The organism is Lysobacter sp. CCNWLW3 (genome assembly GCF_036697405.1).
Classification (GTDB): domain Bacteria; phylum Pseudomonadota; class Gammaproteobacteria; order Xanthomonadales; family Xanthomonadaceae; genus Lysobacter.
Window position 1 is genome coordinate 26,246 of record NZ_JBAHWA010000021.1, and the last position, 21,862, is coordinate 48,107.

General features: G+C 69.8%; 18 protein-coding genes. 10 read left to right on the forward strand and 8 right to left on the reverse strand.

Annotated elements, in window-relative coordinates; genetic code table 11:
• Positions 1–108: 108 nt before the first annotated feature.
• Positions 109–2,118 (forward strand): multicopper oxidase domain-containing protein, encoded by a 2,010-nt coding sequence (locus tag V1318_RS19760; protein WP_332941483.1) that lies wholly within the window; start codon positions 109–111, stop codon positions 2,116–2,118.
• An 89-nt stretch (positions 2,119–2,207) separates the two neighbouring features.
• On the opposite strand, the gene V1318_RS19765 is transcribed toward V1318_RS19760, so the two are convergent.
• The 4 genes from V1318_RS19765 to V1318_RS19780 form a co-directional block, all read right to left on the reverse strand.
• Positions 2,208–2,534, reverse strand: coding sequence for a hypothetical protein (locus tag V1318_RS19765; RefSeq protein WP_332941484.1), 327 nt, complete (start codon positions 2,532–2,534; stop codon positions 2,208–2,210).
• Between the two features lie 10 nt (positions 2,535–2,544).
• Positions 2,545–4,425: an alpha/beta hydrolase gene (locus V1318_RS19770; protein ID WP_332941485.1), complete on the reverse strand. Its 1,881-nt coding sequence runs from the start codon at positions 4,423–4,425 to the stop codon at positions 2,545–2,547.
• A gap of 154 nt (positions 4,426–4,579) precedes the next feature.
• Positions 4,580–6,220, reverse strand: a complete 1,641-nt coding sequence (groL, locus tag V1318_RS19775; protein ID WP_091638274.1) for a chaperonin GroEL — start codon at positions 6,218–6,220, stop codon at positions 4,580–4,582.
• A 132-nt stretch (positions 6,221–6,352) separates the two neighbouring features.
• Positions 6,353–6,640, reverse strand: a complete 288-nt coding sequence (locus V1318_RS19780) for a co-chaperone GroES (protein ID WP_056180300.1) — start codon at positions 6,638–6,640, stop codon at positions 6,353–6,355.
• Between the two features lie 1,224 nt (positions 6,641–7,864).
• Between V1318_RS19780 and V1318_RS19785 the strand changes: the two genes are divergently transcribed.
• Positions 7,865–8,257 carry a helix-turn-helix domain-containing protein gene (locus tag V1318_RS19785; protein WP_332941504.1) on the forward strand — a complete coding sequence of 131 codons (393 nt, stop codon included), beginning with the start codon at positions 7,865–7,867 and terminating at the stop codon, positions 8,255–8,257.
• Positions 8,258–8,342: 85 nt separating this feature from the next.
• Positions 8,343–10,121 carry an endonuclease gene (locus tag V1318_RS19790; RefSeq protein WP_332941486.1) on the forward strand — a complete coding sequence of 593 codons (1,779 nt, stop codon included), beginning with the start codon at positions 8,343–8,345 and terminating at the stop codon, positions 10,119–10,121.
• Between the two features lie 429 nt (positions 10,122–10,550).
• Here the strand turns inward: V1318_RS19790 and V1318_RS19795 are convergent, their stop codons facing one another.
• The 3 genes from V1318_RS19795 to V1318_RS19805 form a co-directional block, all read right to left on the reverse strand.
• A complete protein-coding gene (locus tag V1318_RS19795) occupies positions 10,551–12,659 on the reverse strand; it encodes a WG repeat-containing protein (protein WP_332941487.1) in 2,109 nt (702 codons plus the stop codon).
• Positions 12,659–13,837 (reverse strand): hypothetical protein, encoded by a 1,179-nt coding sequence (locus V1318_RS19800; RefSeq protein WP_332941488.1) that lies wholly within the window; start codon positions 13,835–13,837, stop codon positions 12,659–12,661. The genes V1318_RS19795 and V1318_RS19800 overlap by 1 nt, the downstream gene beginning before the upstream one ends.
• 418 nt (positions 13,838–14,255) lie before the next feature.
• Positions 14,256–15,266: an NAD(P)-dependent alcohol dehydrogenase gene (locus tag V1318_RS19805; protein ID WP_332941489.1), complete on the reverse strand. Its 1,011-nt coding sequence runs from the start codon at positions 15,264–15,266 to the stop codon at positions 14,256–14,258.
• A 93-nt stretch (positions 15,267–15,359) separates the two neighbouring features.
• Here V1318_RS19805 and V1318_RS19810 point away from each other — a divergent pair, with 93 nt between their 5' ends.
• The 4 genes from V1318_RS19810 to V1318_RS19825 all read left to right on the forward strand — a co-directional run bounded on the left by V1318_RS19810 (position 15,360) and on the right by V1318_RS19825 (position 19,736).
• Positions 15,360–16,292 (forward strand): LysR family transcriptional regulator, encoded by a 933-nt coding sequence (locus tag V1318_RS19810; protein WP_332941490.1) that lies wholly within the window; start codon positions 15,360–15,362, stop codon positions 16,290–16,292.
• A gap of 66 nt (positions 16,293–16,358) precedes the next feature.
• Positions 16,359–16,694, forward strand: coding sequence for a divalent-cation tolerance protein CutA (cutA, locus tag V1318_RS19815; protein ID WP_332941491.1), 336 nt, complete (start codon positions 16,359–16,361; stop codon positions 16,692–16,694).
• A complete protein-coding gene (gene dsbD, locus V1318_RS19820) occupies positions 16,687–19,134 on the forward strand; it encodes a protein-disulfide reductase DsbD (RefSeq protein WP_332941492.1) in 2,448 nt (815 codons plus the stop codon). The genes cutA and dsbD overlap by 8 nt, the downstream gene beginning before the upstream one ends.
• Complete coding sequence (locus V1318_RS19825) at positions 19,134–19,736, forward strand: TlpA disulfide reductase family protein (protein ID WP_332941493.1); 603 nt, start codon at positions 19,134–19,136, stop codon at positions 19,734–19,736. Before dsbD ends, V1318_RS19825 begins: the two co-directional genes overlap by 1 nt.
• Before the next feature lie 11 nt (positions 19,737–19,747).
• On the opposite strand, the gene V1318_RS19830 is transcribed toward V1318_RS19825, so the two are convergent.
• Entirely contained in the window at positions 19,748–20,215 is a 468-nt protein-coding gene (locus V1318_RS19830) for a hypothetical protein (protein WP_332941494.1), read from the reverse strand.
• A 247-nt stretch (positions 20,216–20,462) separates the two neighbouring features.
• Here V1318_RS19830 and aroQ point away from each other — a divergent pair, with 247 nt between their 5' ends.
• The 3 genes from aroQ to V1318_RS19845 are packed head-to-tail and all read left to right on the forward strand — an operon-like array spanning position 20,463 to position 21,829.
• On the forward strand, positions 20,463–20,909 hold the full coding sequence (gene aroQ / locus V1318_RS19835; RefSeq protein ID WP_332941495.1) for a type II 3-dehydroquinate dehydratase: 447 nt from the start codon (positions 20,463–20,465) through the stop codon (positions 20,907–20,909).
• A 42-nt stretch (positions 20,910–20,951) separates the two neighbouring features.
• Positions 20,952–21,428 (forward strand): acetyl-CoA carboxylase biotin carboxyl carrier protein, encoded by a 477-nt coding sequence (accB, locus tag V1318_RS19840; protein WP_332941496.1) that lies wholly within the window; start codon positions 20,952–20,954, stop codon positions 21,426–21,428.
• A 17-nt stretch (positions 21,429–21,445) separates the two neighbouring features.
• Positions 21,446–21,829: a four helix bundle protein gene (locus V1318_RS19845; RefSeq protein ID WP_332941497.1), complete on the forward strand. Its 384-nt coding sequence runs from the start codon at positions 21,446–21,448 to the stop codon at positions 21,827–21,829.
• Positions 21,830–21,862 lie beyond the last annotated feature (33 nt).

Here is a 21,862-nt window from a genome sequence, read left to right on the forward strand (position 1 = left end):
CAACACGCTTGCGCACGCAAACGTGCCGTCACCCCCGCCGGTGCGCGCGTTCACAGCCGGCTATATGCTCGGATGGCACATCCCACTCCGCCATCAGGAGCAATAAGCATGGAACGCACCTCCCTGGACTCGACTCCGGGTCTTTATCGCGCGCCGGCATCTCGCCCGCTCGCCGCCGCAGCCCTCCCCTTGCTCTGCCTGCTCGCCCTGCCGCTGATGGCGCAAGACGCCGAACCGCGCGACCTCGACCAGCCGGTACTGGCGCGCATGCAGCGCTCGGCCGACGACAGCAAGCCCCTGCTGAGCCTGACCCCGGCCGGCGCGCGGCCGCTGGACACGCACGAGGCCACGCTGGACCTGCGCATCGCCTACACCCGCTCGAAGATCTGGAATCCGGAAAGCCAACGCTACGACGAGGTCAACCTGCGCTCCTACCACAGCCCGGGCACCAACCCGGACGTGCCGTTCGTGGCCCCGACCATCGTGACCTCGCCCGGCGAGACCGTGCGCATCCGCTTGCACAACGACCTGCCCGCGCAGACGGACTGCGCGCACCAGAACATCAACATCCCGCACTGCTTCAATTCGACCAACCTGCACTCGCATGGGCTGTGGGTCAGCCCCACCGGCAACAGCGACAACGTGCTGCTGACGCTGCGCCCCGGGGTGAAGTTCGAGTACGAGTACAACCTGCCCGCCGACCATCCGGCCGGCACCTACTGGTACCACCCGCACCTGCACGGCTCGACGGCGCTGCAGGTGTCCAGCGGCATGGCAGGCGCCCTGCTGGTGCGCGGCAATCGCCTGCCCGCAGCCGGCCGCACCGGCGACCTCGACACCCTGCTGCGCGATCCCGACGGCAGCGCCCTGCCCGAGCGCCTGCTGCTATTCCAGCAGGTCGCCTACGCCTGCCGCGACAAGGCCACCGGCAAGATCAAGGTCCAGAAGAACGCCGCCGGCGAGACCGTGGCCTGGATCTGCGATCCGGGCGACGTCGGCGACATCGAGGGCTACGACCAGTTCGGTTTCGCACCCGGCGCCAAGATCGACACCTGGGTCCAGTCCGGCCGCCACACCAGCATCAACGGCGACGTGCTGCCGACCTTCACCGGCCTGGTCGCCGGCCGCATCGAACGCTGGCGCCTGCTGCACGCGGGCGTGCGCGACACCATCAACCTGCAGCTGCGCGAACTGCGCGCCAACCCCACCAGCATGGAAGGCCTGTCCGGCACCGCGCTCGACAACTGGGTGGCGCGCAACTGCACCGGCCCGGTGGTCACGCAGTTCGAAGTGGCGGCCGACGGCCTCAGCCACGCGCGCGCGATCGAGAAGGCCGAGAACGTGCTGCAACCGGGCTACCGCAGCGATGCCTTGGTGGTGTTTCCCAAGGCCGGCCAGTACTGCGTGATCGACGCCGCCGCACCGGCCTCCGCCAGCATCCTCAACGCCGCCGAGGACCGCCAGCTGCTGGGCGTGGCCGACGTGGCCGCGGGCAGCGGCGCGCCGATCGCGCAGTTGCTGCCCTACCTGACCGATCGCCTGGTCGCGGCCGCCGAAACCCAGATGCCGGCCGATCAGCGCGCCGGCATAGTCGCCGCGCTGCGCGACGGCCTGCGCCTGGACGCGTTCGTGCCGCACCCGGACATCGCCGACGGCGAACTCAGCGGCAAGCAGAGCCTGGTGTTCAACATCGACGGCAGCGTGACCCCGAACGTGTACATGGTCGACGGCCACCCCTACGACCCGAACAAGTCGCGCGATCTGGTGCTGGGCGACGTCGAGGAATGGGAGCTGCGTTCGGACCTGGGCGGCCACCCGTTCCACATCCACGTCAATCCGTTCCAGGTCTCGCGCATCCTCGACCCGCAGGGCCAGGACGTCAGCGTCAGCGGCGAGAAGAACGACCCGCAGTACGCCAACACCAAGGGCGTGTGGAAGGACACCCTGTTCGTCAAGAAGGGCTACCGGGTGTACGTGCGCAGCCGCTACCAGCGCTACATCGGCGAGTACGTCCTGCACTGCCACATCCTCGAGCACGAGGACCAGGGCATGATGCAGAACGTGCGCGTGCTGGTGCCCGACGGCAAGGGCGGCGGGGTCGGCGACAGCCACCATTGAGGCGGGCGCAGCAGCGTTCGAACGAAAACCCCGCCGGCATGGCGGGGTTTTCGTATGCGCAGGCGGCGGGCGCGCAGGCCCGCGATGCGCTACCAGCCGACGGGCTCCCCGTCCTCGTCCTCGCAGACGATGGCGGTCCGGCCACGGATCCAGGCCAGCAGCGCGATCAGATCGGCTTGCACGCTCGCGGGGCGCGCGCCGATTTCCAGAAACAGATGCTGCGGAGCATCGACGAACAGGCGCACGTCGTAGGGCCAGGCCTTGGCGTCGTCGGCGCCCTCCGGCCCCTTGAGCCAGAACGCGCCGCCCTGGCGACGGCGGAAACTCGGCAGCTGCGCGATCCGCGCCTCGACGCATTGGCGATGGCGGCGGTACCAGTCGCCGTCGACGAAACGCACCAGGAATTCGGCGGCCATGCCTGCGCGCCTAAGGGCTGCGTCCGTCGTGCGCGCGCTCGTCCTCGCGCAGGATCCGGCGCAGCTCGATGATCGCCTGCGGGGTCTCCTGCACGCTGTGGCCGGAGGTGATCGCCACTTCAGAGACCGCGCCGTCCAGATGCGCGCTGGCGTAGGGCACGTAGCCGTCGCTGGACTGCGCCATCGGCACGGCCGGATCCTTGCGACCGACGATGGTGTGGAAGGGCAGGCCCGGCTCGATCGCCACGCTCTGGGTCACCTTCATGAACCACGAGGTCGGGCTCAGATCGTCCGGCCCGGTCGGCGGCCGGCCCTTGTGGAAACCGATCCGCTGCATCGCCTGCTCGTCGACGTTGGCGCGCCGCGCCAGCTCGGCGGTCTCGCGCAGCACCTCGAACGGCAGCCCGATCAGCTTGCGCACCATGCGCAGGGCCCAGCCGTCGGCGACGCCCGCGCCGCGATGCGGCGAGGCCAGGAACACCACGCGCCCGACCTGCGGCATCGGCGCGAACACGGTCAGCCCGCGCACCAGCGGCTCTTCGCGCAGGCGCTTGGCCTGCGCGGGCGCGAAGCTGGCGGTGGTCGCGTCCAGCACGCGCTCGCCGCTGTCGCTGACCAGCAGGCGCGCGATCACCCCGCCCATGCTGTGCCCGACCAGGACCGCGTCGCGACTGGCGGCGGCGTCGCCCTCGGGGTCGTAGTGGCGGAAGGTTTCCTGCAGCGCGGCGTCGATCGACTGCCGGCTCGCCAGCAGGCCCAGGTTGGTCGGATAGAACACCTGCCAGACCTGGTAGCGATCGCGCAGGTCGTCGTCGCCCAGCAATTCGTTGGCCAGGTTGACCCAGGCCTCCGGGCTGCTGGCCAGGCCATGCACCAGGATGATCACGCGCTTGTTCGGATCGTAGGGCTGGTTGAGGTAGACGCGCGGCCGGAACGAGGCGCTCTGGCGCGGCTTGAGCAGGCTCTCCAGGCTCAGCTTGGCCAGCTCCGAACGCGCCAGCCACACGCCGTAGGCGGCCGAGAAATTCGCCGCCAGCGGCACGGTGCGGCCGGCGATGGTCTCGCTGTCGATCCGGTAGGGGTTGTAGGCGTCCAGGCGCAGCTCGCGGCTGGCCAGCACCGCGTCCAGGTCCTCGCCCGGGAAGCGCACGGTCACCGTGACCGGCAGGTAGCGGGTGTCGCGGTAGGCGACCTGGGCCTGCTCGGGATCGCGCTGCGGCCGCGGAAACACCGCCACCAGGCTGGTGCCGAAACCATCGCGCCGGTAGACCGCGCGCAGGTTGTCGAAGCCCAGGGTGTCGGAGGCCAGCAATTCGTCGGGCTGCTGGTTGAGCTGACTGGCCTCGAAGCCGTGCAGCGCGACCGTGGTCTCGAACTCGCCGACCCGCACCGGCGAGCTGCCGACGCCGCCCTGGGCGCGGCTGCTTTCGAAGGTGGCCTGGGCCAGCAGTTCGACCGCGCGGTTGTAGATCGCCAGCACGCGTTGCTGGCGCGACTCGAACACGCGCTGCTCGGGCGTGCGCGGGGTCAAGAACAGGTAGGCGTAGGACAGCCGCGCGGCCTCGGTGGCCAGGCGCGTGCGCAGCGGCGAGGCGGCCGGCTGCGCCTCCTTGTCCGCCTGCAGGCGCGCCAGCTGCAGCTCCGCCGACGCGGCCAGCCAGGCCTCGACCGGCGCGGCGCCGCGCATCTGGACGATGCAGGGATCGGGCTCGCGCGTGCAGGCGCCATGGTCCAGCCCGACCGCGGCCAGCGTGGTGGCGGTGTCGGCGCTGAGCTTGCCGCTGCTGAGCACGTCGGCGCGACGCGCGATCGCGACGTCGTCGGCCTGGTGCTGCTTGACCGAGACCACCGCGCAGCCGCTGAGCAGCAGCCAGGCCAGGGTCAGCACCATCGTTTGCAAGTACCGCCGGCTGGATCGCATCCCGCCTCCGTTGCTGGATCAGGCCGCCATTGTCCGCTGTTGCGCGCCCGGCGGTAAGCGTATCGCGCCCAAAAGAAAGGCCCGCACGAGGCGGGCCTTTCCGGATGACGCGGTTGGAGCCGGATCAGAAATCCATGCCGCCCATGCCGCCCATGCCGCCGCCGCCCGGCATCGCCGGCTCGTCCTTCTTCGGCAGCTCGGCGACCATCGCTTCGGTCGTGATCATCAGGCCGGCGATCGAAGCCGCGTTCTGCAGCGCGGTGCGGGTGACCTTGGTCGGGTCCAGGATGCCGAACTCGAGCATGTCGCCGTACTCGCCGTTGGCGGCGTTGTAACCGAACGCGCCCGAACCTTCCTGCACCTTGTTGAGGATGACGGAGGGCTCTTCGCCGGCGTTGGTGACGATCTCGCGCAGCGGGGCTTCCATCGCGCGCAGGGCGATCTGGATGCCGTGGTTCTGGTCTTCGTTGGCGCCCTTCAGGCCGGCGATCGCGGCCTTGGCGCGCAGCAGCGCGACGCCGCCGCCCGGGACGATGCCCTCTTCCACGGCAGCGCGGGTGGCGTGCAGCGCGTCTTCCACGCGTGCCTTCTTTTCCTTCATCTCGATCTCGGTCGAAGCGCCGACCTTGATCACCGCAACGCCGCCGGCCAGCTTGGCCACGCGCTCCTGCAGCTTCTCGCGGTCGTAGTCCGACGAGGTCTCTTCGATCTGGGCCTTGATCTGCTTGATGCGGGCCTGGATCGAATCGCCGTCGCCGGCGCCGTCGATGATGGTGGTGTTCTCCTTGGAGACCTGCACCTTCTTGGCGCGGCCCAGATCCTTGATCGTGGCCTTCTCGAGCTGCAGGCCGACTTCCTCGGAGATCACGGTGCCGCCGGTCAGCACGGCCATGTCTTCCAGCATCGCCTTGCGACGGTCGCCGAAGCCCGGCGCCTTGACGGCGCAGACCTTGACGATGCCGCGGATGGTGTTGACCACCAGGGTCGCCAGCGCTTCGCCTTCGACTTCCTCGGCGACGATCAGCAGCGGCTTACCGGCCTTGGCGACGCCTTCCAGCACCGGCAGCAGGTCGCGCACGTTGGAGATCTTCTTGTCGTACAGCAGCACGAACGGGTCGTCCAGCTCGGCCGACATCGACTGCTGGTTGTTGATGAAATACGGCGACAGGTAGCCGCGGTCGAACTGCATGCCCTCGACCACGTCCAGCTCGTTCTCCAGGCCCGAACCGTCTTCGACGGTGATCACGCCTTCCTTGCCGACCTTGTCCATCGCCTGGGCGATCAGATCGCCGATGTCGGCGTCGGAGTTGGCCGAGATCGCGCCGACCTGGGCGATTTCCTTGCTGGTCGAGGACGGCTTGGAGATCTTCTTCAGCTCTTCGACGGCGCCGACAACGGCCTTGTCGATGCCGCGCTTGAGGTCCATCGGGTTCATGCCGGCGGCGACCGCCTTCATGCCCTCGCGGATCAGCGCCTGGGCCAGCACGGTCGCGGTGGTGGTGCCGTCGCCGGCGTTGTCGGAGGTCTTGGAAGCGACTTCCTTGACCATCTGCGCGCCCATGTTCTCGAACTTGTCGGCCAGCTCGATCTCCTTGGCGACGGACACGCCGTCCTTGGTGATCGTCGGCGCGCCGAAGCTCTTCTCGAGCACGACGTTACGGCCCTTCGGGCCGAGGGTGGCCTTTACGGCATTGGCGAGCACGTTGACGCCGCGCACCATCTTGGCGCGAGCGTCCTCACCGAAACGAATTTCTTTAGCAGCCATGGTGAAACTCCGGGAATCGGGAATGGGGAATCGGGAATAGGAAAAGCAGAAGCGGCGGAATCGGTACGGGCGGGAACGTCAGCGCAAGCGCTTTGACGACTCCCGATTCCCCATTCCCGATTCCCGGCTCGCTTAGCCGACGATCGCGAGGACGTCGTCTTCCTTGAGGATCTTGTATTCGATGCCGTCCTGCTTGTAGGAGCTGCCCGAGTACTGGCCGTAGATGACCTTGTCGCCGACCTTGAGCTTCGGCGCGCGCAGGCTGCCGTTGTCCAGGGCCTTGCCTTCGCCGACGGCGACGACTTCGCCCTTGGTCGATTTTTCCTTGGCGGCGTCGGGGATGATGATGCCGCCGGCGGAGACTTCGTCGGCTTCGATCGGCTTGACCACAACGCGGTCGTAAAGCGGCTTGAGATTCATGGCGACCTCTGTAAGTGACTGAATGGGTGGAGAAAGAACGTGAATTTTAGCAGTCGCCCCGGCGGAGTGCCAATGCCGGGGGCAAAAAACGCCCGGCGAACCGGGATAGCCAGGAGATGGGGCGGCGGCGGGGCTTTTCAAGCGCCGGGGGCGACTTGGCCGCCGGACGGTCGCGGCCAGGCCCGGGAGAGCAGGGAAGGCCGCGGTCCGGAAGACCGGATGGGGTCGCCGCGGCGTGGTGCAAGGCGGGGGGCCTGGGGGCGACCAGGCCATGACGAGTCGACAGCCGGACGCGCCGCCCGCCCTATGGCAAGCACGATCCCGCCGTGCGCGCGGACATGACGGCCCATCCGTGTAGGAGCGGCGCGAGCCGCGACCACGTCGTAGCCGGAGCTACGCGGTCGCGACTCGCGTCGCTCCTGCAGGAACATCCGAAGCCTGGGCGCAAGAATGAGGCGACGCGCGGACGGAACGACCGCGTCGCGCGCACGGCGACCGCTCTCCCTGTGGGAGCGGCGTAAGCCGCGATTGCGCGGTAGCCGAAGCGGCGCGGTCGCGACTCGCGTCGCTCCTGCAGGGGCACCGCGAAGCCTGGGCGCAAGAATGAGGCGACGCGCGGACGGAACGACCGCGTCGCGCGCACGACGACCGCTCTCCCTGTGGGAGCGGCGTGAGCCGCGATTGCGTGGTAGCCGAAGCGGCGCGGTCGCGACTCGCGTCGCTCCTGCAGGAACATCCGAAGCCCGCGCGATAGCTCCAGCGCGAGACGATGCCTGCGCAAGCTACGCCCGGCTCGCCGCCGGAACGCGATGCGAATCGTGCCGCGGTGCATTCGCATCGCCCAAAAGAAAGAGCGCGTCCCGTGGAACGCGCTCTTTGGTGCGGAGATGGCCGTCCTCAGCATGGCGCGTCCTGCGCCCCTTCCCCCGAACCGACCTCGTGTCGTTTGCCGACATCCTTGTTGGCGTGAGTGGATGGTGTTCACTCTCAGTCACATTTTCTAGGTGCCCGGTCGCAAAATCTGCCGACTCCTGGTGGCATCCTGAAAGGACGAATGCCGCCACCATTGACTTGTAACCGCCTATCAGGCTCATATTGCTACCGAAAGCACACAAGGTCCTCTCTCTATTGGTCGCCTAGTGACTTTTGGTAGCAAATGGCTATTTTGTAGGCAAAAACCCTAATCAAGGAGCTCAAGGATGACCCCTCAAACAACGGATTCGCCTGGCCCGGCGCCACGCCGGCATGTCGCAAGCGGCCCTGGGTTCGGCCGTCGGCGTGCAGCGTAGCGCGGTCGGACACTGGGAAAGCGCGCAGGGCAAGTTCCCCAGCGTCTCGCATTTGCGCGAGGTCGCGCTGATCACCGGCGTGCAGTTCGAATGGCTGGCGACCGGGCGCGGCAAGATGAACCTGTCGGCCGACACCGAAATGGATTCGGTGGCCGCGGCCGAGGCGCTGCTGGTCGACGACCCGCTGGAGCTGCGCCTGATCGTCGCCTTCCGCGACACCCCGACCAAGTCCAAGGCCCCGCTGGTGGAAATCGCCGAACAGCTGGCCGAGCTGCGCACCGGGCGACCGCGCGCCACCCTCACCAAGGGCGCGCGCGTGGTGTTGTGAGCCGCGCCGCCTGCTGCGCTGCGGCAGACGATGTCACAAAGGCCGACTAGACTCGGGCGACTACCTGGGGAAAGGGAGTCGCCCGATGTCGTTGTCCTTACGCCGTTCCTGTCTGAGCCTGTCCTGCCTGAGCCTGCTGATGGCCGCCGCGCTGCCCACCGCCGCGCCGGCCGCCGTCTTCATCAACGAATTCCATTACGACGACGCCACTTCCAGCGGCGACGTCGGCGAGAAGATCGAGGTGGTCGCCACCGCCGGCGAAACCCTCAGCAACTACCGCATCTATCTCTACAACGGCTCGACCCCGTCGGCCGCCACCAGCTACGACAACGATCTGCTGCCCGCCGGCAGCCTGGTGTCCTGCGGCGGCAGCGTGCGCATCGGCGTGCTGAGCTATCCCACCAACGGCATCCAGAACGGCAGCAACGACGGCTTCGCGCTGGTCGACGGCAGCGGCAACGTGGTCCAGTTCCTGAGCTACGAAGGCGCGATCACCGCCTCCAGCGGCCCGGCCGCCGGCATGACCAGCACCAACCTGCCGGTCTCGGAAAGCGGTTCGACGCCGGCCGGCACCTCGCTGCGCCTGTCCGGCAGCGGCAGCAGCTACGCCAACTTCAGCTGGCAGGCCTCGGCCACGCAGAGCTTCGGCGCCTGCAATGCCGGCCAGACCTTCTCGACGCCGAACCCGGCGCCGAGCGTGACCTCGACCACGCCGGCCAACGGCAGCAACAGTTTCCCGGCCGCCGGCGATCTGGCGGTGAGCTTCAGCGAAGCGGTGACCCTGGCCAGCGGCGCGCTGACCCTGCAGTGCGCGCAGTCCGGCGCGGTCGCCCTGACCTATCCGTCCAGCGGCAGCAGCTTCACCGCCTCCACCGGCACCGCCCTGTTCGCCGGCGAGAGCTGCACCTACACCGTGGTCGCCTCCCAGGTCAGCGACAGCGGCGGCGCGCATCCGTCCGCCAACACCGTGGTCAATTTCACGGTCGCCAGCGGCGGGGGCGGCGGCGGTTACTACGCCCACGTCAACACCAGCAGCGCCAGCCAGCTGCGCTGCTCGCTGCACGAGACCATCAAGGGCCACACGGTGTATCCGTACAGCGGCGGCACCACCAACACCTGGAGCATCCTGGAGATCGCCGACGAGGACCCGAACAACTCCGGCCGCATCCTCGACGCCTATCGCAACCGCAGCTACCTCAAGGTCACCGACCGCGCGGGCAGCGGCAGCGGCCTGAAGTACAACCGCGAGCACACCTGGCCGAACTCGCTGGGCTTCGGCAGCACCACCGGCAACCTCGGCCTGCCCTACGCGCCCTACACCGACACCCACATGCTGTACCTGACCGACGCGACCTGGAACGCCGACCGCGGCAACAAGCCCTACGCGGACTGCAGCCTGGCCAGCGGCTGCGGCGAGCGCATCACCGAGGCCAACGCCGGCTACGGCGGCGGTAGCGGCGTGTACCCGGGCAATTCCAACTGGGTCAAGACGCCCGACGGCAACGCCGGCTCGTTCCAGGTCTGGGGCCACATGAAGGGCAACATGGCGCGCGCGGTGCTGTACATGGCGATCCGCTACGAAGGCGGCACCCATCCGGTCACCGGCCAGGGCGAGCCGGACCTGGAGCTCACCGACGACCGCAGCAAGATCGTGATCACCTCGTCCTCGCCGGCCTACATGGGCCTGCTGAGCACGCTGCTGGCCTGGCACACCCAGGATCCGCCGGACGCCGCCGAGCAGGCCCGCAACGAAGTGATCTTCAGCTTCCAGGGCAACCGCAATCCCTTCATCGATCATCCGGAGTGGGCCAGCGCCTCGCTGTTCACGTCCAGCAAGCCGCCGAGCTGCCAGCTGATTCCGTAATCGGCGATATCGCCGTCGGTACGACGAACGCCCGCGCAATGCGGGCGTTCGTTTGTGTGGATGTCGCCTCCACCGTCGCCGCCCGATTCCGGTGGCGGCGGTCCGGCGCAGCGGCCGGCTTCCTGTGGGAGCGGCGTAAGCCGCGATCTGCGTCCTATCCGGAGTGGCGCGATCGCGGCTTACGCCGCTCCCACACGGAGGGGTCGACTAGCTGATCAGGCAAGTGACCCGTTCCACTATGCGCACACCCACCGCTGCGTCGGCTTCGGGGTAGGAGCGGCTTGAGTCCGCGACCGCGACACTTCGGCCGCTGCGTGGTCGCGGCTTGCGCCGCTCCTACAAGGCGAGCCGGTCGCTCTCGCGCGATAGCTGGGTTCGACGCGGCATGCACGGCTCGATTCCGCGCCGCCGCGAGCGGGCGCCGGCCGCTCAGGGCATCGTCGCGTCCGCCGCCGGATCGGTGCGCACCCAGCGTGTCGGCAAGCCCTTCGCCGCGCAATTGCCGCAATCCCAGGCATCGTCCGAACCCGCACTCGCACGGAACTCCAGCTTCGGCGCGTCCGGATCCGGACAGGCCTCCTCGGCCAGGGCCGACAGCGGCAACAGCAGGTCGAAGCCGTCGTCGCGCGGGCAGTAGTACTCGAGGAACTCCAGGTCCGGGCGCTTCTTGTCGACGATCATGCCCAGGTCGATGATCGCCGCGTCCTGGTCCAGCAACAGCATCGGCGCGAACGCGCGCGACAAGCGGCCCGACGCGACCGCCGCGCGCACCTGCTCGGCCGTGCGGTAGTCGGCGGGCACGTAACGGCCAGCGTACGGCGCCGCCTCGCTGGCGTGCGGCGCCGGCTCGGCGCGCAGCTGGCGCGACAGCGCTTCCTGCAGACGCGCGCTGCGCTGCGGCCCCAGGCCGGAGACCACGGGCAGCTCGCGCTCCTTGCGCATCGGCTGCAGTCGGCCCCAGGTGTCCAGGCCTTGCAGGTTGTCGTAGTCGAAGGGCAGGACCACGCGCCCCTGCAGGTCGAGCACGCCGTACTTGCCGCCGCGCTCGGCCACCACCACGCCGAACTCTTCCCAGGGCAGGCCGAGCTTTTCCCAGCGGAAGTCGTATTCGACGCTCAGGTACTCGTAGTCGCCGGCGAACATCGGCTGGCCGCTGCGCAGGTCGATGATCGCGTAGCGCTCGCGTTGCGGGCCGTCGCCGTCGTCGTCGCGCAGGCTCAACATCAGATACGGCAGCGGCAGGCTGGAGTTCGGCGCGACCTCGCTGTAGCTGGGCTCCACGCGCCAACGGCCCTGGCGATCGACCAGGCCGATCTTGTCGCCCTGCCGCACCAGGTACAGGCCCAGCTCCGGATAACGGTTGTAGATCTGCGCGTAACGCGGCGGCAGGATTTCGCTGCCGTCGGCGGCGAGCACGCCGTAGCGGCGCTCGCGGTCCTCGCCCTCCAGGGCGACCGCATACTCGTCGGCCTTGGCCGCCGGCGTGTCGGCCTTGACGCCCCAGGCGTTGGCGACCGGCTCGATCCAGTCGTAGCGCGCCGGCGCGCGCCATTGGCCGTCGCGATCGACCAGGCCCCAGGCGCAGTCGCCCGCTTCGCCGGTCGCGCGCGCGGCGCGGAACAGGCCGCCGATGCGGGACAGGTATTCGCAGTCGAAGGTCGCCAGGGTGCGGCCCTGCTCGTCGGTGAGGAACCGGCGCGGCGTGATCGCGATGCCGACCGCGACCGGCGCGTCGGCCGCGACCGTCGTCGCTTCCTGATCGGGCGCCGCGGTGATCACCCAGCGCGACAGGTCGCGATAGAAGATCGCGGCGGAGAAACTGCGGCCGCCGAAGATCGGCCGGCCGGCGGCGTCGACGCCGCGGCAGGTCGTGCCGGTGCTATCGCACACGGCGAAATAGCCCGAAGCCTCGCCGCTGCCGTCGTTGAGCGACGACACGGTGTGTTCGCCCAGCGGCACCACGTAGCGGCCGCTGCGGTCGATCAGGCCCTGTTGGCCGGCATCGTTGACCAGCACCGCCCCCGGCGCGTCGCTGACGCCGTCCAGGGTCGGCTTGACCACGATCCGGCCGCGCGCGTCGGCCAGGCCCCAGCGCCGCGCCTGCTCGAACGAGAACAGCTGGGTGCCGCGCAGGTAACGGAAATCCTTGTACACCGGCGCCATCAGCTCCTGGCCGCGGCCGTCGATCAGGCCGCCGTCGCCGCCCAGCACCGGACTGCCACCGACGCCGACGATCAAGGCGTCCAGCGCCGGATCGACCGCATCGAGATCGTCGTAGGGGCCGGCGATGCGTGCGCCGCGCGCGTCGTACAGCCAGTGCCGGCCACCGCGTTGCGCCAGGTAGCCGCCGTTGCCCAGCGCGGTGAGCTTGCCCGCCGGCACCAGCACCACCCGGCCCTGGGCGTCGCGCAGGCCGTCGCCGCTCCAGTTCGTCAGTACGTTCTTGACAGTGAATATCTGCAGCGGCGTTTCCTGCGCGGCGGCGGCGAAGGCCGCCAGCGACAGTGCGCCGGCCAGCAGCAAGGGGCGAATGCGCATCAAGGTGCTCCGATCGGGCAGGAAGGAACGAAGCCGTCGCGATGCGCAAGCCAGCGCGCGCGCGCCGCCAGCAACAAGGGCGCGCCGGTGGCGGGCGGCAGGGATTCCGGATCGATCTCGAACACCGAAGCCAGGGCCCGCGGCGCGCCGCCGTTGCAGCGCGCGGCCGCGGCGGTGCACAGCATGGCCGCCGGGCCGGGCAGCTGCGGCCCCAGCCACGGCGTCCAGGCGTCGCCGCCCCACTGCGCCTGGCTCGACAGCGAGTTCAGGGTGTCGAACACCGGCGTGGAGACGCGCTGCAGCAAGCGTTCGCTGCCGGGCGCGTAGTAGGCCTTGGTCACCGGCACGATCAGGCCGTTGCGGCAGTCGATCCTGTAGTCGACGCGCACGTCCGCGTCTTCGGGCATTTCGGGCGGGCGGCGCGGGTCGTAGCCCGCCCGCTGCGAGGCCTCGACGATGCCGGCGCCGCGATGGCGCAGGCCGGCCAGGTCCCAGGGCTGGGTTTCGTTGCCGACGGTCGCCCAGCGTTCGCCCTTGAACGCCGCCGCCGGCTTGCCCGCGGGCGCCAGCGAGGGCAGCGAGTAGCGCGCCAGTTCGGCCTCGTACTGTGCGCGCAGGCGCGCGAACAGGCCGTCGCCGTCGGGCGGCGGCGCATCGCCGATCGCCTGGTAGTCGTAGGCGTAGCGGCCTTCGTTCTCGATCATCGCCGAACGCACGTCGGCACCGACCGCGGGATCGCGGCCGGCCGCGCAGGCCATCCAGATTTCGCTGTGACCGGGCCAGCGATGTTGGGCGACGTCGGACCGGGTCAGCGCGATCTGCTGCAACTGATCGTCGCGGCTGGTTTCGCGACGCGCGACCGGGCGGCTGTCTTTATCGAGCAGGGACAGCGCGGTATCGACGTGCAGCCCGGTCTCGCAGTCGACCAGGCGCTCGAGGTATTCGTACCAGCCGCGCTCGTTCTGCTCGGCGGTCCAACCGGCCGCGGAGGTGCGCGGGTAGCGGCTGGCCGATTCCAGCAATCCGTCCGGGCGCTGCTTCAGCACCGCCAGATGGATCGCATGCGCCTGGCTTTCCTCGCCGCCCATGAAGGGCAGCCACTGCGGCCGCTCCGCCGCGGACGCGCTGCCTGCGAGCAGGCAAAGCGAAAACCACCATCGTCCCTGAAGCCATGCCATGCGGAATCCTGTGCTGCGGCGAACATCCAGGCGCAAGGATAACGCGGCGGCGGGCGGGTTCGGCGATGCGGGCAGCGCTTGGCTTCGGGGTAGGCGCGACGCGAGTCGCGACCACGACGCTTCGGATACGACGCGGTTGCGGCTTACGCCGCTCCTACAAGTGAGGGTTCGGCAGCTCGGCGAAACATCGGGCCCATCGCTCTGCCAGCTCTGGGCAGGAGCGACGCGAGTCGCGACCGCGCCACTTCGGATACGACGCGGTCGCGGCTCGCGCCGCTCCTACACGGATGGCTCGTCGCGCTCGCGAGACCTTCGACCGTCTGGGCGTCGTCCGATCCTTGAGTCGGCGCTACACGATGCTTCCTGCTGTGAATTTGCAGCCCACGCAAGCTTCGTTATCGCTGCGCCTCAACCGGGATCAATCGAACACGATCACCGGCTTGCCCAGCGCGCGCTGCCGCGCGACCGAGGCGATCGCGGCGGGCGCGTCATCGAAGCCGAACACCTCGCCGACCACCGGCTCGATGCGGTGGCGCTCGATCGCGGCCAGGAAGTCGGCGAAGTCGCGCGCGCTGCCGACGCTGACGCCGTGGATGTTGAGCTGGCGCGACATGATCGGCGCGATCAGGTTGCCGGCGACCTCGAAGCCGCCGAGGAAGCCGACGATCGCGATATGCGCGTTGTCGGCGGCCGCATGCAGCAGCTCGACCAGGCCGGGGCCGCCGACCACGTCGACGATGCCGTCGACGCCACGGCCGCCGCTGAGTTCGCGCACCGCCGCGGCCAGGTCGGGGCGTTGGCGGTAGTCGATCACCGCGCTCGCGCCCAGCGCGCGCAGGCGCTCGCCCTTGGCCGGGTCGGCACTGGTCGCGATCACCTGCACGCCTTCGGCCACCGCCAGTTGCAGCGCCATCAGCGACACGCTGCCGCTGCCCTGCACCAGCAGGCGCGCGCCGGGCGCGAGTTCGAGCTTGCGCAAGGCCGCCCAGGCGGTCAGCCCAGACACCGGCAGGGTCGCGGCCTGGGCCGCGCTGAGGAAGGCCGGCGCCGGCAGCACCGCCGTGGCCGGCAGCACGATCGAGCGCGCCAGCCAGCCGTCGCGCGGGCCGCCGAGCTTGCTGGCGTGGTTCTCGGAGCGGAAGCCGCCGTCCAGCCAGGCGGTGGTGTAGTGGCCGAGCACGCGCTGGCCCAGCCGCAGGCCGCTCACGCCCTCGCCCAGGGCCTCGATCCGGCCGACGCCATCGGACAGCGGCACGAAGGGGCGCGCCAGCTCGGGCTGGTAGAGGCCGCTGGCCAGGGCGTAGTCGCGGTAGTTGATCGAGGCGGCTTCGGTGCGGATGCGCACCTCGCCGGGGCCCGGCGCGCGCTCGGGCAGATCCACGCGGCGCAGGCTGTCCAGGCGGTGGCCCTGCAATTGATAGGCATCCATGGGGTATCTCCGGATCGGGAGACCCAGGCTATTGTTGAAACCGGCATGGATATAGGATCAGGCCATCAACTCATCATTGAGCCAGGATCAATAATGCTGGGCGGCCTGTACTCCGAGCTCGAAGCCTTCGAGGCCATCCTCACCCAGGGCAGCTTCACCGCCGCCGCTCGCCAGCTCGGCGTGACCACGGGCGCGATCACCCGCCGCCTGCACGCCCTGGAGAGCCGGCTGGGCGCCAAGCTGCTCAATCGTTCGACCCGCCGCCTCAGCCTGACCGAACCCGGCCGCGACTATTACGCGCAGATCGCGCCCGCCCTGGCCCAGATCGCCTCGGCGGCCGAGCGCGTGCACGACCTGGCCGGCGAGCCGCGCGGCGAGCTGCGGGTGTCGCTGCCGATGAACTTCGGCCGCCTGTACGTGATGCCGCGCCTGCCGGCGTTCCTGCAGCGCTGGCCCGGCATCGCCCTGGACGCGCAGTTCGACGACCGCTACGTCGACCTGATCGGCGAGGGCTACGACCTGGCGATCCGCATCGGTGCGCTCGACGACTCGCGCCTGGTCGCGCGCCGGCTGGCCGACACCCGCCGCATCCTCGTCGCCTCGCCCGACTACCTGCGCCGCCGCGGCGCGCCGCGCGCGCCCGGCGAACTGGTCGGCCACGACTGCCTGCACTACACCCTGTTCCGCGACGTCGCGACCTGGGAATTCCACCGCGGCCGCGAAACCCTGCGGGTGCCGGTGCGCGGCCGCCTGCGCTCGAACTACGGCGCGCCCCTGGTCGACGCCGCGCTGAGCGGCGGCGGCATCCTGCAGACGGCGACCTTCGCCGTCGCCCAGGAACTCGCCGACGGCCGCCTGTGCGAGGTGCTGCCGGACTGGAGCCTGGTCCCGATCGGCATCTACGCCGTCTACCCGGGCCGCGAGTACCGGCCGCGCAAGGTCGAGGTCTTCATCGACTTCCTGGAGGAGGCGATCGGCCGGCCCGCGCACTGGCAGCGCCTGCTCGCCGGCGCCGCCGGCGGTTGAGCGGAACACTGCGTGGCGAGGTCCACGGTCGCCGCGCCCAGGGGCGGGCATTACACTGCGCCCCTCATGCCCGCCCCCTCGCCCGTCCGCCTGGTCTTCAGCAGCTGCCCCGATAACGCCAGCGCCGACGCGATCGCGCAGGCGCTGGTCGGCGAGCGGCTGGCGGCCTGCGTGAGCCGGTTGCCCGGCCTGCATTCGACCTACCGCTGGAAAGGCGCGGTCGAAAGCGCGGACGAGGTGCAATTGCTGATCAAGACCAGCGCCGACCGCCTCGACGCCCTGATCGAGCGGCTGCGCGCGCTGCATCCCTATGAACTGCCGGAGGCTGTCGCGGTCGAAGCCTGCGGCGGCCTGCCCCAGTACCTGCACTGGGTGGTCGAACAGACTCGTGACGATGACTGAACCGAACGTTTTGCTCCGGCGCGCGCGCGCCGGCTATGCCGCCGCTGCGCTCGCTCTCGGCCTGGCGCTGGCCGGCCCGGCCTCGGCCATCGACGAGTCCGACCTGCTGCCGGTCGACCAGGCCTTCGTGCTCGACGCCGACGCGGCCGCCGCCGACCGCATCGTGTTGCGCTGGAAGATCGCCGACGGCTATTACCTCTACAAGCACCGCATCTCGGTCAAGGCCGACCCCGCGTTCGCCGCGCAGGCGCTGCAACTGCCCAAGGGCGACAAGCACAAGGACGAGTTCTTCGGCGAGGTCGAGACCTACCGCAAGGCCCTGAGCGCGACCCTGCCCGGCCGCGCCGGCGCCGGCCGCGTCACCCTGCAGATCAAGTACCAGGGCTGCGCCGACGCCGGCATCTGCTATCCGCCGCAGACGCGCAGCCTCAGCCTGAACCTGCCCGGCGCCGCCGGCGCCGCCGCCGATGCGGGCGCGGACGAGCCGCTGGTCGCGTTCGGCAACGCCGGCAATCGCAGCGCGCCGCCCTTGGGCGGCGGCCTGCTCGGCAGCGCGCCCAGCGCCGCCGCCGGCGCCGACGCGCTGCCGCTGCCGCCCGAACAGGCCTTCGGTTTCGAGGCCATCCCCGGCGACGGCAACACTTTGCTGCTGCGCTTCACCCCGGCGCGCGGTTATTACCTGTACCGCGACAAGACCTCGTTCAAGCTCGACGCCGCCGCGAACAAGGCCGGCATCGCCCTGGGCGCGCCGCAATGGCCGCGCGGCAGCGCGCACCGCGACGAACACTTCGGCCAGGTCACGGTGTTCTTCGATCAGATCGACGTGCCGCTGCCGCTGCTGCGCACGCGCGAGGACGCCGCCAGGTTCGTGCTGACCGCGAACTTCATGGGCTGCCAGACCGACGGCATCTGCTATCCGCCGATGACGCGCAAGGTGTCGATCGACCTGCCGCGCGGCACCATCACGCCGGTGGCCGCGACCGCCGTGGCGGAGATCGTCACGCCCGCAGCGGACGCGACCGCCGCCACTGCCGTCGACGCCAATGCCACGCCGCGGCCGGCCGGAACAGCGCCGGCGAGTGACGCGCCGGCCTCGACCGCCGCCGGCACCGCCGCGGCCCAAGCCTCCGCGGGCGCCGCGCCCGATCAGGCCGAAGACAGCCTGCTCGCCGCCGCCCTGTCCGGCCCCAACCGCTGGTTCACCCTGCTGGTGTTCCTGGCGATGGGCGTGGGCCTGTCGTTCACGCCCTGCGTGCTGCCGATGATCCCGATCCTGTCGGGCCTGATCGCCGGCCACGGCCCCGGCATCGGCGTGCGCCGCGCATTCTCGCTGTCGCTGGTGTACGTACTGGCCAACGCAGTGGTGTTCGCGATCGCCGGCGTGATCGCGGCCAGCGTCGGCGCCAATCTGCAGATCCTGTTCCAGACGCCGTGGGTGATCGCCGCCTTCTCGCTGCTGTTCGTGCTGTTGGCGCTGTCCAGCTTCGGCCTCTACGAACTGCAGATGCCGGCCGCGCTGCGCAATCGCCTGGGCACCCTCAGCGACCGCCAGCGCGGCGGCTCCTGGCTGGGCGTGGCGGCGATGGGCGCGCTGTCCTCGCTGATCGTCGGCCCCTGCGTGGCGCCGCCGCTGGCGGCGGCGATGCTCTACATCGGCCAGAGCGGCGACCAGTGGTTCGGCGGCGCGGCCTTGTTCCTGCTGGCCCTGGGCATGGGCGTGCCGCTGCTCGCCTTCGGCGTCGCCGCCGGCAAGGGCGTGCCGACCAGCGGGCCATGGATGGTCGGCGTGCAGCGCGCGTTCGGCTTCGTGTTCCTGGGCCTGGCGGTGTGGATGCTGTCGCGGATCCTGCCCGGCCCGTTCGTGCTGGCCTTGTGGGGCGCTCTGCTGTTCGGCTCGGCCGCCGCGATCGGCCTGGTCGCCAGCCGCGCCGGCGGCAACGGCGGCTTGCGCGCGCTGGGCTGGACGGCGGCGCTGCTGCTGGGCCTGACCGGCGCCGCGCAGATCGTCGGCGCCCTGGCCGGCAGCAGCGATCCGCTGCAGCCGCTGGCCGGTCTGCGCGGCGGCGGCGCCGCGCATCGCGAACTGCCGTTCCGCACCATCAAGTCGGTAGCCGACCTCGATCGCGAAATCGCCGCGGCCCAGGTCGCGGGCCAGCCGCTGATGCTGGATTTCTACGCCGACTGGTGCGTGTCCTGCAAAGAGATGGAGAAGTACACCTTCACCGAGCCCTCGGTGCACGAGGCGCTGGCCGGCTTCGTCCTGCTCAAGGCCGACGTGACCGCCAACGACGAACTCGACGCGGCGCTGATGAAGCGCCTGGGCATCCACGGCCCGCCGGCCACCCTGTATTACGCCGGCGGCGCCGAGCGGCGCGAGCTGCGTTTGTTCGGTTTCGAGGAAGCGCCCAAGTTCGTCGAACGCGTGCGGCGCGCGCGCTGATGGGTTCGACCGCGAAGGTGCTGCTGGTGGCCGGCATCGCCGGCGTGCTCGGCGCCGGGCTCGGGCTCTGGCTCAACGGCCCCGGCCCGCTGCTGCGCACCGAGACCGGTCAGCGCGTGCTGCAGGGCGTGATCGCCTCGACCGCGCCCAAGCCACCGCAGGACCTCGTCGTGGCCTCGCGCGGCGCGCCGGTGCCGGTGATCGAACTGCCCGCCCTGGACGGCAAACCGCTGCGCCTGCCCTCGGCGTTTCCGGGCCGGCCGGTGCTGATCAATCTCTGGGCCAGCTGGTGCGGGCCCTGCATCAAGGAGATGCCGGAACTGGACCGTTACGCCGCCAGCCAGGGCGCGTCGGGCACCCAGGTGGTCGGGATCGCCCTGGACGATGCCGATTCGGTGCGCGAGTTCCTGCGCCGGGTGCCGGTGCGTTATCCGATCCTGCTGGACCAGGCCGGCCCGCGCGACGCCGGCGTGCAGTTGGGCAACCCCAAGGGCGTGCTGCCCTACACCGCCCTGGTCTCGGCCCAGGGCCGGCTGCTGAAGCAGAAGATCGGGCCGTTCGAGCCCGGCGAACTCGAGGCCTGGGTCGGCTCGGCGCGCTGAGCGCCGCGGCGTCACAGGCCCGGGTACTTGCCTTCGCTGTCGACGTAGTAGACCTGGTCCAGATACCAGCGGCCGCGTTCGCGGCTGAGCCGGTACTCATAATCGTCTTCCATCAGCAGCCCGGCGACGCGCCGGCGGTGGCGGGTCTTGACCACCGAACGCTCGCCATCGGTATGCACCGACAGCACGGTCTCCACCGCCGGGTCGTGGTCGGCCTCGGAACCGAACGCGATCGGCTCGCCCTTGAAATCGGGGCGGCAATAGCGCGACAGCAGGCGGTCGTAGTCGGCCTGCACCGCGGCCATGCTGCGCTCCGTCGTCCCCTGCGCCCCGGTGCTCCGATAGGCGCGATCGTTCCAGTCCCGGTAATCGGCCATGAACGCGCGCACCAGGCCTTCCGGCGTCTCGGCCGGCGGCGGCGCGGCGCCGGCCGGCAGAGCCAGGCCCCAGCACAACAACAAACCCAGCCAGCGACGCATCGCAACCCTCCCCGATTGACAGGCACCCGCCCCTGGCACCACCGTGCCGGCATGCGCATCGCGCCGCCTGCCTGCGCCATCGTCGGCGATCGCGCCGGCAACGTGCAACGGGGCCGCCAAATTTAGAGTCGCCACTCAAACAACTGCTTAAATTGTAACAACTTCGCCGATTTGGCGGCGAACTTCTGGACATGGCACCGGCCTTCACGCACACTGCCGCCCTTTGAAGGCCACCGCTCCGGTTCCGATGGCGACGCTTCTGGTCCTGCACGGCCCCAACCTCAACCTGCTCGGCACGCGCGAGCCGGAGGTCTACGGCCGCACCACGCTGGCGCAGATCGACGCCGACCTGCGCGCGCGCACCGAGGCCGCCGGGCACCGCTACGACAGCCTGCAGTCCAACGCCGAGCACGTCCTGGTCGATCGCGTCCAGGCCGCGCGCGCCGACGGCACCGCCCTGATCCTGATCAACCCGGCCGCGTTCACCCACACCAGCGTGGCCCTGCGCGACGCCCTGGCCGCGGTGGCGATCCCCTTCATCGAGATCCACCTGTCCAACCCGCACAGCCGCGAAGACTTCCGCCGCACCAGCTATTTCAGCGACTTGGCGCTGGGCGTGATCTGCGGCTTCGGCGCGGACAGCTACCGCTACGCGCTGGACGCCGCGCTGCAGCGGCTCGCTCCCCAATCCTGAAACCACCGCCCCGCGACCCGGGGCATTACCTGAGGCCCGCCCATGGACCTGCGCAAAATCAAGAAACTCATCGACCTGCTCGAGGAATCCAACCTCGCCGAGATCGAGATCAAGGAGGGCGAAGAGTCGGTGCGCCTGGCGCGCACGCCCAAGGGCGGCTACGCCGTGGCCCAGCCGATGATGCAGGCCGCGCCGATGGCCGAGCGCCCGCCGCAGGCGATGCCGATGCACTCGCCCACCGAAGCCGCCACCGGCGGCAGCGCCAAGCCCAACGACCTGCCCGAGGGCCACGTGGTGCGCGCGCCGATGGTCGGCACCTTCTACACCTCGCCCTCGCCGGACAAGCCCGCCTTCGTCAGCGTCGGCCAGTCGGTCAAGGCTGGCGATACCCTGGGCATCATCGAGGCGATGAAGATGTTCAACCCGATCGAAGCCGACGTCTCCGGCACCGTGCTCAAGGTGATGGCCGAGAGCGGCCAGCCGATCGAGTTCGATCAGCCTCTGTTCGTGATCGGCTAAGGGGCCGGAAATCGGGAATGGGGAATAGGGAATCGTCAAAGCGGCCTCACGAGGGGCTGGAGGTCTGGCGCGATGCGATGGACCTCGTCGAAGCGATTTACCAGTTTTCCCGAACTTTTCCCGATTCCGAGCGCTTCGGTTTAACCGCTCAACTACGGCGTGCTGCAGTGAGCGTGCCGTCGAACATCGCCGAAGGCGCGGCTAGGCGCTCGACCCCGGAATACCTGCGGTTCCTGTCGATCGCCAGAGGCTCGCTTTCGGAACTGGATACGCAGCAACAAATCGCCGTTCGACTGGGATTCGCCGAGCATTCTCCTTCGATCGCAGGCCTCGTTGACCGGGTATTCGCAAAACTTACCGCTCTGATGAATGCGCTGGGCAAGCAAGGAACCGAGCCATGACGTATCCCGCTTTTAGCGATTCCCCATTCCCGA

What these genes read in the sequence shown, in the direction of transcription:
- V1318_RS19760 (WP_332941483.1), top strand. Translation starts at nt 109, where the DNA reads ATGGAACGCACCTCCCTGGACTCGACTCCGGGTCTTTATCGCGCGCCG.
- V1318_RS19765 (WP_332941484.1), bottom strand. Translation starts at nt 2,534, where the DNA reads ATGGCCGCCGAATTCCTGGTGCGTTTCGTCGACGGCGACTGGTACCGC.
- V1318_RS19770 (WP_332941485.1), bottom strand. Translation starts at nt 4,425, where the DNA reads ATGGTGCTGACCCTGGCCTGGCTGCTGCTCAGCGGCTGCGCGGTGGTC.
- groL (WP_091638274.1), bottom strand. Translation starts at nt 6,220, where the DNA reads ATGGCTGCTAAAGAAATTCGTTTCGGTGAGGACGCTCGCGCCAAGATG.
- V1318_RS19780 (WP_056180300.1), bottom strand. Translation starts at nt 6,640, where the DNA reads ATGAATCTCAAGCCGCTTTACGACCGCGTTGTGGTCAAGCCGATCGAA.
- V1318_RS19790 (WP_332941486.1), top strand. Translation starts at nt 8,343, where the DNA reads ATGTCGTTGTCCTTACGCCGTTCCTGTCTGAGCCTGTCCTGCCTGAGC.
- V1318_RS19795 (WP_332941487.1), bottom strand. Translation starts at nt 12,659, where the DNA reads ATGCGCATTCGCCCCTTGCTGCTGGCCGGCGCACTGTCGCTGGCGGCC.
- V1318_RS19800 (WP_332941488.1), bottom strand. Translation starts at nt 13,837, where the DNA reads ATGGCATGGCTTCAGGGACGATGGTGGTTTTCGCTTTGCCTGCTCGCA.
- V1318_RS19805 (WP_332941489.1), bottom strand. Translation starts at nt 15,266, where the DNA reads ATGGATGCCTATCAATTGCAGGGCCACCGCCTGGACAGCCTGCGCCGC.
- V1318_RS19810 (WP_332941490.1), top strand. Translation starts at nt 15,360, where the DNA reads ATGCTGGGCGGCCTGTACTCCGAGCTCGAAGCCTTCGAGGCCATCCTC.
- cutA (WP_332941491.1), top strand. Translation starts at nt 16,359, where the DNA reads ATGCCCGCCCCCTCGCCCGTCCGCCTGGTCTTCAGCAGCTGCCCCGAT.
- dsbD (WP_332941492.1), top strand. Translation starts at nt 16,687, where the DNA reads ATGACTGAACCGAACGTTTTGCTCCGGCGCGCGCGCGCCGGCTATGCC.
- V1318_RS19825 (WP_332941493.1), top strand. Translation starts at nt 19,134, where the DNA reads ATGGGTTCGACCGCGAAGGTGCTGCTGGTGGCCGGCATCGCCGGCGTG.
- V1318_RS19830 (WP_332941494.1), bottom strand. Translation starts at nt 20,215, where the DNA reads ATGCGTCGCTGGCTGGGTTTGTTGTTGTGCTGGGGCCTGGCTCTGCCG.
- aroQ (WP_332941495.1), top strand. Translation starts at nt 20,463, where the DNA reads ATGGCGACGCTTCTGGTCCTGCACGGCCCCAACCTCAACCTGCTCGGC.
- accB (WP_332941496.1), top strand. Translation starts at nt 20,952, where the DNA reads ATGGACCTGCGCAAAATCAAGAAACTCATCGACCTGCTCGAGGAATCC.
- V1318_RS19845 (WP_332941497.1), top strand. Translation starts at nt 21,446, where the DNA reads ATGGGGAATAGGGAATCGTCAAAGCGGCCTCACGAGGGGCTGGAGGTC.